This window comes from Mycobacterium sp. (assembly GCF_035314665.1).
Lineage (GTDB): Bacteria > Actinomycetota > Actinomycetes > Mycobacteriales > Mycobacteriaceae > Mycobacterium.
Genome location: NZ_DATFZD010000019.1, coordinates 1 through 10,669 on the forward strand (window position 1 = coordinate 1; position 10,669 = coordinate 10,669).

The 10,669-nt window shown below is 65.8% G+C and carries 11 protein-coding genes and 1 pseudogene; 1 reads left to right on the forward strand and 11 read right to left on the reverse strand.

The window, feature by feature from the left end:
- Positions 1-72: 72 nt before the first annotated feature.
- From VKI00_RS01225 to VKI00_RS01260, 8 genes and pseudogenes are all read right to left on the reverse strand, one after another.
- Positions 73-750, reverse strand: coding sequence for an SRPBCC family protein (locus VKI00_RS01225; RefSeq protein ID WP_324434669.1), 678 nt, complete (start codon positions 748-750; stop codon positions 73-75).
- 13 nt (positions 751-763) lie between these two features.
- Entirely contained in the window at positions 764-1,645 is an 882-nt protein-coding gene (locus tag VKI00_RS01230; protein WP_324434671.1) for a MoxR family ATPase, read from the reverse strand.
- On the reverse strand, positions 1,642-2,235 hold the full coding sequence (locus VKI00_RS01235) for a nucleotidyltransferase family protein (RefSeq protein ID WP_324434673.1): 594 nt from the start codon (positions 2,233-2,235) through the stop codon (positions 1,642-1,644). The genes VKI00_RS01230 and VKI00_RS01235 overlap by 4 nt, the downstream gene beginning before the upstream one ends.
- Before the next feature lie 176 nt (positions 2,236-2,411).
- Positions 2,412-3,107, reverse strand: a pseudogene (locus VKI00_RS01240) (XdhC family protein); the annotation flags it as partial.
- 8 nt (positions 3,108-3,115) lie between these two features.
- Complete coding sequence (locus tag VKI00_RS01245; RefSeq protein WP_324434684.1) at positions 3,116-5,515, reverse strand: aerobic carbon-monoxide dehydrogenase large subunit; 2,400 nt, start codon at positions 5,513-5,515, stop codon at positions 3,116-3,118.
- On the reverse strand, positions 5,512-5,988 hold the full coding sequence (locus tag VKI00_RS01250) for a (2Fe-2S)-binding protein (RefSeq protein ID WP_324434674.1): 477 nt from the start codon (positions 5,986-5,988) through the stop codon (positions 5,512-5,514). The genes VKI00_RS01245 and VKI00_RS01250 overlap by 4 nt, the downstream gene beginning before the upstream one ends.
- Before the next feature lie 2 nt (positions 5,989-5,990).
- Complete coding sequence (locus VKI00_RS01255; RefSeq protein ID WP_324434675.1) at positions 5,991-6,872, reverse strand: xanthine dehydrogenase family protein subunit M; 882 nt, start codon at positions 6,870-6,872, stop codon at positions 5,991-5,993.
- A 56-nt stretch (positions 6,873-6,928) separates the two neighbouring features.
- On the reverse strand, positions 6,929-8,089 hold the full coding sequence (locus tag VKI00_RS01260; RefSeq protein WP_324434676.1) for an XdhC/CoxI family protein: 1,161 nt from the start codon (positions 8,087-8,089) through the stop codon (positions 6,929-6,931).
- 36 nt (positions 8,090-8,125) lie between these two features.
- On the opposite strand from VKI00_RS01260, the gene VKI00_RS01265 reads away from it, so the two are divergent.
- On the forward strand, positions 8,126-9,091 hold the full coding sequence (locus VKI00_RS01265; RefSeq protein ID WP_324434677.1) for a LysR family transcriptional regulator: 966 nt from the start codon (positions 8,126-8,128) through the stop codon (positions 9,089-9,091).
- A gap of 41 nt (positions 9,092-9,132) precedes the next feature.
- Here the strand turns inward: VKI00_RS01265 and VKI00_RS01270 are convergent, their stop codons facing one another.
- The 3 genes from VKI00_RS01270 to VKI00_RS01280 form a co-directional block, all read right to left on the reverse strand.
- Positions 9,133-9,696: a nucleotidyltransferase family protein gene (locus VKI00_RS01270; protein WP_324434678.1), complete on the reverse strand. Its 564-nt coding sequence runs from the start codon at positions 9,694-9,696 to the stop codon at positions 9,133-9,135.
- A 56-nt stretch (positions 9,697-9,752) separates the two neighbouring features.
- A complete protein-coding gene (locus VKI00_RS01275; protein WP_324434680.1) occupies positions 9,753-9,995 on the reverse strand; it encodes a hypothetical protein in 243 nt (80 codons plus the stop codon).
- 113 nt (positions 9,996-10,108) lie between these two features.
- Entirely contained in the window at positions 10,109-10,519 is a 411-nt protein-coding gene (locus tag VKI00_RS01280; RefSeq protein WP_324434682.1) for a TOBE domain-containing protein, read from the reverse strand.
- Positions 10,520-10,669 lie beyond the last annotated feature (150 nt).

The window sequence follows — 10,669 nt, forward strand, 5'->3', positions numbered from 1 at the left end:
GCGCGCTGCCAACGCCGCCGCGAACGCCGCCAGATCGACGCCACGCAACAGCAACGGGGTGCTCACGAGCGGCTAACTTCTTCGACGCAGCACCCAGATCAGCACCAGCCCGGCGAGCAGCGCCGCCGCCGCCGAGCCGTACTTCATGAGCTGGCCGCCACCCGCGAGCTGCAGCAGATCGATGGGCTCTGGCTCGGGAGCGGGGTCTTGGCGGGTGCCCGGGACCGGATTTGCCGGCCAGGCCGGGATCGGCTCGGCGCTGGCCTCCTCGGCCGTATCGGTCGAACCATTTGGGACGCCGGCATTCTCGGCGGCCAGTTTGGCTTCCAGGGACTCCACGAACTGGCCCAGTAGCTTCTCCGACACCTGTTGCAGCATTCCGCTGCCGAACTGAGCAAGCTTGCCGACGATCTTCAGGTCAGTGTCGACGCTGACATTCGTGCGACCCCCCTCCTCGTGCAGCTGGGCGGTGACCGTGGCGGCCGCGTTGCCGGTCCCGCGCGCCTCCTTGCCCTTGCCGTCGATAACCGCGCGGTGCTGGTCGCGGTCTTGCTCGACGAAACGCACCTTGCCGCTGAATTCACTGGTGACGGGCCCGACCTTGACTTTGACTTTGCCGAGGTATTCGTCGCCTTCATGGCCGATCAGCGCCGCACCAGGCATCAGCGGAATCACCTGCTCCAGGTCGCACAGCACGTCCCAGGCCCGCTCGATCGGCGCGCTGACAGTGAACTGGTTGGCGATCTTCATCCCGTGGTTCCTCTCATGTGCGGCTGTATTCGATGAACGCGTCGCGGATCAGGGTGCGATCGTCGGGCGTCTTGGCGAGTGCCCCAAGGCTCGCCAGCGCCGAATCGACCGAATCGGCCGGGGCAATATCTGCGACGCGCAGCGACACCAGAGCCGCTACCCAGTCGATGGTCTCGGCCACGCCGGGCGGCTTGTCCAGGTCAAGATCACGTGCGCTGCTCACAAATTGGGTGGCATGCTCGATCAGCGGTGTCGTCGCCCCGGGCACCGTCCGGCGGACAATCGCGGCCGCCCGGGACGGCTCCGGGTAATCGATCCAGTGGTAAAGGCAGCGCCGCCGCAGTGCGTCGTGTAGGTCGCGGCTACGGTTGGAAGTGAGCACCGCGATCGGCGCGCGCTCGGCGACGAAGGTGCCCAACTCCGGGACGGTGACCGCGGCCTCACCGAGGAACTCCAGCAGCAGCGCTTCGAATTCGTCGTCTGCCCGGTCGATCTCGTCGATCAGCAGCACCGGCGGTGTCGGACCCCGATGCCGCACACACTGCAGGATGGGCCGATCCACCAGGTAGGTCTCGGTGTAGAGATCCGCTTCTTCGATACCGGTGTCGCGCGCCTCGGCCAGCCGGATAGCCAGCAGCTGGCGCTGGTAGTTCCAGTCGTAAAGCGCTTCGTTGGCGGTCAGGCCCTCGTAGCATTGCAGCCTAAGTAGTGTGGTATCGAGCACTGCCGCAAGGGTTTTCGCGGCCGTCGTCTTGCCGACGCCGGGCTCTCCTTCCAGCAGGAGCGGTTTGCCGAGCGTGACTGCCAGATAGATTGCGGACGCGGTTCCAGTGTCGAGTAGGTAGTCCTGGGCGTCGAACCGGCGGATCACGTCGTCGGGGTCCGCGAAAATCATGATGGCATCGATTCCAGCAATCGCTGGTAGTCGTCCCAGGTGTCGACGTCGAGTGGCACCGGGCCCGCTACAGCGATCTCGTGTACCGGGTGCGGGCCCGACTGGACTAGCTTCCAGACTCCCTTGTCGCCGTGCAGTTGCGAAAGTTCGCCGAATACATCGCGGCTGAACCAGAACGGATGCCCGATGCCGTCGGCGTAACGGCACACCATGACGTCGGCGCCCGGCGCGGCGGCGACTATCCGCTGCACCGTTTCGGGAGCTACACATGGCTGATCGCCGAGCATCAGCACAATGCCGGCAGCCCGCGGGTCTACCCGATGCAGCGCGACACGCAACGACGCCGAACAGCCGGTGCCAAAGTCGTCGACGGCTACCACGTCGGCGCCGTCCAGCGGCACCACGTCGCGCACCGCTTGGGCAGCACCACCCAACACGACGATGATCTGGTCGAATCCTGCGGCGCGGGCAACGTCGAGGGTGGCCCCCAGTACGGTCGTCTCCCGGTATGGCAGAACCTGTTTAGGCGTCCCTAGCCTGCGCGAGCTGCCGGCGGCCAGCACGACGCCGGTGATCCGCTGCGCTGTCATACGCCGGCTTTCCCGGCGGCAAATGCCGTGCGGCATCCTGGGCAGCAGAACCAGTAGTCGGCGCCGCGCAATTCCAAGTGCTCGGTGGCGGGTCCGATCGGCACCGTCATGCCGCACACTGGGTCGACCGCCTCGCGCGCGCCGCCGTTCACCGGTGTAGCGGGACGAATCAGGCTGCCGTCGCGGACGGCGGCAATGAGTTCAGCGGCGATGGATACCGCGATCTCCGCCGGTGTCTTGGCGCCGATCGGCAATCCGACCGGGGTATGTATGCGGGCTCGCTCGACGTCGGAGAGTTCGAGTTCGTTCAGGATCGAGGCGCCGCGAACCTTGCTGGCCACCAGACCGACATACCCAACGCCGTTATCCAAGGCCGTGCGAATGAGTTCGGCTTCCGGGCCGCCATGGCTGGCGATCACCACCGCGGAGGTGTCGGCTAGATCGGTGTCGCGCCGCGCGTCATAACCCAGCACGCCGCACAGCTGCATTAGCGCGTCTGCGATCGGCGTGGCTCCATAGATCCGGATCAGGGGAGCGGGCAGCTGCGGCGCCAGGAAGATTTCCAGCGATCCGCCGGACAGGCACGGGTTGACGACAACGCAGGCGCCGGGTGCCTCGGGAAAGTGCACGTCGCCGTCGGGAAGCACTCGCAGCAACACACTTTCGCCCGCCTGCAGCACACCCAGCGCCGCCTTACGGACCGAGTTTTGTGCGCACTGGCCGCCGACGAAGCCCTCGATCGTGCCGTCCGCCAACAGGATTGCTTCGTCTCCCGGGTAAGCGGAAGTTGGCGGCTGGGCCCGCACCACCGTCGCGTGCACAAACGGTGTCCGTGCCGCCAACAGTTGCTGAGCTCGCTCGCTGATCGTCATATAGCCCTCTAGATCGGCGGTCTGGCGCGGCCCTGCATGGCCTCCCAGACCCGGGACGGTGTCAGCGGCATATCGGCGTGGCGAACCCCGAACGGCGCCAACGCATCCACCACCGCGTTTACCACCGCGGGCGGCGATCCGACGGTGGCCGATTCGCCGATGCCCTTTGCCCCGATCGGGTGGTGCGGCGACGGCGTCACGGTGTGCCCGGTCTCCAGGTGCGGCACCTCGAGCGCGGTCGGGATCAGGTAGTCCATCAGCGACCCGCCCAGGCAGTTGCCCTCTTCGTCGAAGGCGATCATCTGCATCAACGCCATCCCGATGCCGTCGACGATGCCGCCGTGCACCTGCCCTTCGATGATCATCGGGTTGATGCGGGTACCGCAGTCATCGACGGCCAGGAAGCGCCGCACTTTGACCACCGCGGTGCCCGGATCGACGTCCACCACACAGAAGTACGCGCCGTATGGGTAGGTCAGGTTCTCCGGGTTGTAGCAGATCTGCGCGTCCAGGCCGCCCTCGATGCCCTCGGGCAGGTCGCCGGCCCCGTGCGCGCGCATCGCGATGTCCTGGATTGTCACCGCAGCCGACGGATCACCTTTGACGTGGAATTTGCCCTTCTCCCAATCCAAGTCGGCTACCGACACCTCCAGCATTCCCGATGCGATGATCTTGGCCTTGTCGCGGACCTTGCGCGCCACCAGAGCCGCGGCCGCGCCCGATACTGGCGTGGACCGGCTGCCGTAGGTGCCCAGCCCGAACGGCGTCTGGTCGGTGTCGCCGTGCACGACGTCGATGTCGTCGGGCGGGATGCCCAGTTCCTCGGCGACAATCTGGGCGAACGTCGTCTCGTGGCCCTGGCCTTGGGTCTGAACCGAAAGCCGCACAACGGCTTTACCCGTCGGGTGCACGCGCAATTCGCACCCGTCGGCCATGCCCAGGCCGAGGATGTCCATGTCCTTGCGCGGACCGGCACCGACGGCCTCGGTGAAGAAGGACATCCCGATGCCCATCAGCTCGCCGCGCGCCCGCCGCTCCTTCTGCTCGGCGCGCAGCGCGTCGTAGCCGATCATGTCCATGGCTTTGCGCATCGTGGTCTCGTAGTCACCCGAGTCATAGACCCAGCCGGTCTTGCTCTTGTACGGGAATTGATCGGGCCGCAGCAGGTTTCGCAGCCGTAGCTCGGCCGGGTCCATCTTGAGGTCGAAGGCCAGACAGTCCACCAGCCGCTCGACGAAGTAGACAGCCTCGGTGATCCGGAACGAGCACGCGTACGCCACCCCACCGGGTGCCTTGTTGGTGTACACCGCGGTCATGTGGCAGTAGGCGGCCTCGATGTCGTAGCTGCCGGTGAACACGCCGAAGAAGCCGGCGGGGTATTTCATCGGTGCTGCTGTGCCGTTGAATGCGCCGTGGTCGGCCAGCACATTGGTCCGGATCGCGAGGATCTTGCCCTCTTTGGTGGCGGCGATCTCGCCGACCATGATGTAGTCGCGCGCGAACCCCGTCGAGGTCAGGTTCTCGCTGCGGTCCTCCATCCATTTGACCGGCTTGCCCAGCACCAGCGACCCGACGATCGCACACACGTAGCCCGGATAGATCGGGACCTTGTTGCCGAAGCCGCCGCCGATATCCGGTGAGATCACTTGGATCTTGTGTTCGGGCAAACCGGCGACCAACGCATACAACGTGCGGTGCGCGTGCGGCGCCTGGCTGGTGGACCACAACGTCAGCTTTCCGGTCACCGGGTCCAGATCAGCCACCGCGCCGCACGTCTCCATCGGTGCGGGGTGCACCCGGGGGTAGACGATTTCCTGCTTGACGACCACGTCGGCCTTCGCGAACACCGCTTCGGTCGCCGCCGCGTCACCGGTTTCCCAGTCGAAGCAGTGGTTGTCGGTCTTGCCCTCGAGATCGGTGCGGATCACCGCCGCCGACGGGTCGAGCGCGGTGCGGACGTCGACCACGGGGTCGAGCGGGTCGTACTCGACATCGATCAACTCCAGTGCGTCACGGGCCGAATACCGGTCGTCGGCTACGACGAACGCCACCTCCTGACCCTGGAAGCGGACCTTGTCGGTGGCGAGCACCGCCTGCACGTCGTTGGACAGCGTCGGCATCCAGGCCAGACCCTTCTCGGCCAGGTCGGCACCTGTCACCACCGCTTTGACTTTCGGATGGGCAAGGGCTGCAGTGACATCGATGCCGACAATGCGGGCGTGCGCATATGGCGAGCGCAGGATCGCTAGATGCAGCATGCCCGGCAGTGCGACGTCGTCCACGTAGTTGCCGCGGCCCCGGATGAATCGAGGATCTTCTTTGCGCAGCATCCGTCCGTGCCCGCACGGCTTTTGATCGTTGTCGGCTGTGTCTTCTGGTGAGGGCGGACGGTTTTCGATGGTGGTCATGAGGTTGCCGCCGGTGTTGCGTTGCGTGCGGCCCACTGGATGGAGCGCACGATCGTGGTGTATCCGGTGCACCGGCAGATCTGTCCGGAGATCGCCTCCCTAATGGTCTCCTCGTCGGGGTCGGGGTTGCGGTCCAGTAGGGCGCGGGCGGTGATCATCATTCCCGGGGTGCAGAATCCGCATTGCAGTCCATGGCAGCGCATGAACCCTTCCTGCACCGGGTCGAGTTGGCCGTCCACCGCCAACCCCTCCACGGTCCGCACGCTGTGCCCGGATGCCATCACCGCTAGCATGGTGCAGGACTTCACCGGCATGCCGTCGACCTCGACCACGCATGTTCCGCAGTTACTAGTGTCACAGCCCCAGTGAGTGCCGGTGAGCCGCAGCTGATCACGCAGGAAATGCACCAGCAGCATCCGCGGTTCGACTTCGGCGGTGACTTGCTCGCCGTTAACGGTCATATTCACCTGCATAGCTACCTGTTCCTTTGTCCGCGCACGCGCTCGGCGGCGGTGCGCAGCGTGCGAATGGTCAATTCGGAGGCCAAGTGTCGCTTGTACTCGGCGGTGCCGCGGACGTCGGTCACCGGCTCGCAGGCTTCGCCGGCCCGACGGCCCGCCTCGGCGAAGACCTCTTCGGTGGCGGGCCGGCCGACCAGAGCCGCCGAGATTTCCGCGAGTGCGGCCGCGTCGGGATTCACCGCGGTCAGACCCACCCGGGCGGCGGCCACCGAGTCGCCGTCGAGCGTGATCGCCGCGCCGGCCGCGGTGACCGCCCAGTCGCCGACCCGCCGTTCTACCTTCGCGTAGGCGCTCGACGTGTTGTGCCGCACCGGGATCCGGACCTCGACCAGCATCTCGTTGTAGGCCAGGGCGGTCTCGTACGGCCCGACCAGAAAGTCGTCGATTGCGATCTGGCGTTCACCCGAAGGCCCTCTGGCCAAGCACACCGCATCCAGCACGGCGCACACCGTCGACAGATCCTCGGCCGGATCCGCCTGGCATAGCGAACCGCCGAGGGTGCCGCGATTGCGGACCACTGGGTCGGCGATCACCCGTTCGGCGTCGCGGAAGATCGGGCACACGGCGGCCAGGGTGTCCGACTCCAACAGCTCGCGGTGACGGGTCATAGCGCCGATGCGAACCAGGGTCGGATCGGTGATCACGTATCCCAGCTCGAGCGCCAAGTCGTTGATATCGACGAGGTACTCGGGGTTGGCGATGCGCAGCTTCATCATCGGCAGCAGGCTGTGCCCGCCGGCGACCACCCGCGCCCCCTCCCCCAACCGATCCAGCAATCCAATCGCGTGGTCGACGCTGGTCGCGCGCTCGTATTCGAAGGGCCCGGGTACTTGCATGTGACGCACCTCACTGCGGGAAGGGACCCCAAGTGTCGGTCAGCCCGCAGTACACGTCAATGTCGAGTTAAGTAATCCTTTAACTCGCCCTGGACCTGCGTCTCATGGTGGATTCGCCCTTTGATTTCGGCCAGCGGGCGGCCTCCGCCGCCCCAACGCCGGGCGATGATGTCGGCTGCGATCGAGACCGCGGTCTCTTCCGGGGTCCGGGCACCGAGGTCCAGTCCGATCGGGCTGGATAACTGGCTTAGCTCGCCGTCAGTCAACCCCGCCGCTCGCAGCCGCGCTATCCGGTCATCATGGGTCCGGCGCGATCCCATCGCCCCCACATATCCGACGTGGGGCAGGCGCAGTGCCAGCTCAAGCACCGGGACGTCGAACTTCGGATCGTGGGTGAGCACACAGATCACCGTGCTCTCGTTGATGGCGCCCGCCTCGGCCTGGGCGGCAAGATACCGGTGCGGCCAGTCGACAACCACCTCGTCGGCCGTTGGAAAACGTGCTCGGGTGGCAAATACGGGGCGGGCATCGCAGACGGTAATCCGGTAGCCGAGAAATGATCCCTGCCGGGCCAGGGCGGCGGCGAAGTCGATGGCACCAAACACCAGCATCCGCGGGCGCGGAGCATAGCTGGACACGAAGACCTCCATGCCTGCGCCCAGACGCTGCCCGTCGGGTCCATACTCGAGGACCTCGCTGCGGCCCGCCGCGAGCAAGCCGCGCGCGTCGTCGGCGACCGCGGCGTCGGCACGCGCCGAACCCAGCGATCCGGTCACCGCGTCCGGCCGGATGACCAGCCTGCGGCCAACCCACGGCGCGTCCGGGTGGGCGATGATCGTCGCAACCGCGACAGCACGGTGCTCACCGACGTCGTCGGCCACCTCGTCAAGATCGGGGAACGTCGCTCGCGACACCGACTCCACGAAGATGTCGATGATGCCGCCGCAAGTCAGGCCGACCGCGAGGGCATCGCTGTCGCTGACCCCATAGCGGTGCAGCCGCGGAGTCCCGGTTTGCGCCACCTCGGTGGCCAGTTCATAAACAGCGCCCTCTACGCAGCCACCCGACACCGACCCACTCACTGAACCGTCCGGAGCTACCACCATCGAGGCCCCAGGCGGCCGCGGCGCCGAGTGGAATGTTCGCACTACCGTCCCGAGCCCTGCGGTGTCATCAGCACGCCAGATCGACATGAGCTCGGCAAGCACGTCACGCACATCTCCTAAATTAGGCCCCAAAGTAGGCTCACAGCCATGACTCCGGCTCAACTTCGGGCCTATTCGGCGGTGGTTCGTCTGGGTTCGGTCCGAGCGGCCGCCGCGGAACTAGGCGTATCCGACGCCGGGGTCTCGATGCACGTGGCGGCGCTACGCAAGGAACTCGAAGACCCGTTGTTCACCAAGACCGGTGCCGGACTAGCCTTCACGCCGGGCGGACTCCGGCTGGCCAGCCGCGCGGTCGAGATCCTGGGACTGCAACAGCAAACCGCGATCGAGGTCACCGAGGCCGCCCACGGGCGCCGCCTGCTGCGGATCGCCGCGTCCAGCGCCTTCGCCGAGCACGCCGCGCCGGGCCTGATCGAGCTCTTCTCGTCGCGGGCCGACGACTTGTCTGTCGAGTTGAGCGTGCACCCGACGAGCCAATTCCGCGACCTGATCTGCTCCCGCGCCGTTGACATCGCGATCGGCCCGGCAAGTGAAAGCTCGCTCGGCTCCGACGGTTCGATCTTCGTGCGTCCCTTTCTGAAATATCAGGTCATCACCGTCGCGGCGCCGAATAGCCCACTGGTCGTTGGTATTCCGACGCCCGGGCTGTTGCGACAACAACAGTGGATGCTCGGACCATCGGCAGGCAGCGTGGGCGGCGAGATCGCAACCATGTTGCGTGGCTTGGCAATTCCGGAATCACAACAACGGATCTTTCAGAGCGAGGCCGCTGCGCTCGAGGAGGTTCAGCGTGTTGGCGGCGTTACGTTGACTATCGGTTTCGCGATCGCCAAAGACCTTTCCGCCGGACGGTTGACCCACGTGATCGGCCCCGGGCTGGACAGGGCGGGTGAGTGGTGTGTCGCGACGCTGCCACCGTCAGCCCGCCAGCCCGCTGTGTCCGAACTGGTCCGCTTCATCACCACTCCGAGGTGCATCCAGGCGATGATCCGGGGAACTGGCGTCGGGGTGACCAGATTCCGCCCAAAGGTGCACGTCACGCTCTGGAGTTAGCGGCAGGGCCGCAAGCGCAACGGAAGCAGCGCTTACGCGGCTTAAAACTCATCTATGTCCTGACCGCCCGCAAGATCGGCGCAGTCGACGATTTCTACGTCGCGCCTCGTGCTCAGGTACGCACCCGCGCCTCGATCTCCAGATATCAGGGCCAGCACCTCGGGCCAGTGCCGCCGCGCAATCACCACCGGATGTCCGGGCCGTCCACCGAAATACGCTCGCGCAAGCCCACTTTCGGAGCTCAACGCGCGACCCAACACTCGCGACACCACTGCTGCGCCCACATCCGGAGTGTCGATGACATGCAGCACGGCATAGTCGGCGTGCATGCGGTCGGCCTGCATTAGACCCGCACGCACTGAAGCGCTGATGCCCTCATGCCAGTACCGAGCAGTGATCGCGGTGACGCCGCGCCGCGGAACGACCTCGGCGGCACCCAAGACCAAAACGACGTCGGCGCATCCCCCATCGCGCAGCGCTGCAACCGCGGTGTCCAGCCAACCATTAACTAGTACCTTCGGCTTGCCGTATCGGCGGCCGGCACCCGCGGCCAAAAGGATCCCGACGTTGTGTGGCCGCGGATCTGTCGACTGCGGTAACCGCACTCTCCTATGATGACATCCGACTTGTCACTGAGTGATAACCGTGGGGCGCCGGTGACTCAGGAAATTCGGGGGACCGCGACCAAGGCCCCTGACGCCTCGGCACGATCACCGATAAACCATCCTCGTTGTGGCACAAGGGGATTGCGTCCCCGCCACAGAAACGCGGCAGTAAACAGACAGCAGGCTCCCAGGATGGCGGTGTAGACGACGAAATACATCGGCAACGACGGCCGGCTCGTCAACACGTAGACATGGGCCGCGACGATTCCGGTCAGCAGCGCCGCGCCCAGCGTGGTCACCGTTCGGGGCAGATTAAAGGCGACATAGCCTTTCAGGCCAAGCCATTCATACAGCCGACTGCGCTTCCATCTTTCCGATGACCGCACCCACGGTCGCCGCGTACCCAAATGCGTCACTCGGCAAACGGTTTAGGGGTTTCGACGATCACCGTGGTGGCCTTGACGACCGCCACAGCGAGACTGCCTGGCTCGAGCTTCAATTCGCGTGCGGCCTCGGTACTCATCAGCGAGACGACGGTGTGCGGGCCACATTGCATCTCGACCTGTGTCATGACCTTGTCGCGGACCACGTTGGTGACCAAGCCGACAAAGCGATTGCGTGCCGAGCTACCGGTGCCGAGCGGGTTCGGCGGTAGCGGTCGGGCGTTGTTCCGCCAGAACTCGGCCAAGACGTTCCCGGCGATCACCTTGCGGCCGGCGGCGTCCTGGCTGGCCGACAAAGCACCGTTGTCGATCCACCGCCGGACCGTGTCGTCGCTGACCCCCAGCAGCTCGGCTGCCTGGCGGATCCGCATCGTTGGCACAGCTAGATGCTAGACGGCGCCTCTCTGTGTCAAGAGAGCGGTTGTGATTACCATTGTATGGTGGTTGCTGGTGGGCCCGGGAAGTGACTTGTCCGAAGAGCCAGCGTGCGGGGTTTCAGCTGGCCGCGCTGGACATTAGAGCCGCCCCCG

Coding starts and splice junctions, on each gene's coding strand:
- VKI00_RS01225 (WP_324434669.1), bottom strand. CDS start 750: ATGAAGATCGCCAACCAGTTCACTGTCAGCGCGCCGATCGAGCGGGCC.
- VKI00_RS01230 (WP_324434671.1), bottom strand. CDS start 1,645: ATGATTTTCGCGGACCCCGACGACGTGATCCGCCGGTTCGACGCCCAG.
- VKI00_RS01235 (WP_324434673.1), bottom strand. CDS start 2,235: ATGACAGCGCAGCGGATCACCGGCGTCGTGCTGGCCGCCGGCAGCTCG.
- VKI00_RS01245 (WP_324434684.1), bottom strand. CDS start 5,515: ATGACCACCATCGAAAACCGTCCGCCCTCACCAGAAGACACAGCCGAC.
- VKI00_RS01250 (WP_324434674.1), bottom strand. CDS start 5,988: ATGCAGGTGAATATGACCGTTAACGGCGAGCAAGTCACCGCCGAAGTC.
- VKI00_RS01255 (WP_324434675.1), bottom strand. CDS start 6,872: ATGCAAGTACCCGGGCCCTTCGAATACGAGCGCGCGACCAGCGTCGAC.
- VKI00_RS01265 (WP_324434677.1), top strand. CDS start 8,126: ATGACTCCGGCTCAACTTCGGGCCTATTCGGCGGTGGTTCGTCTGGGT.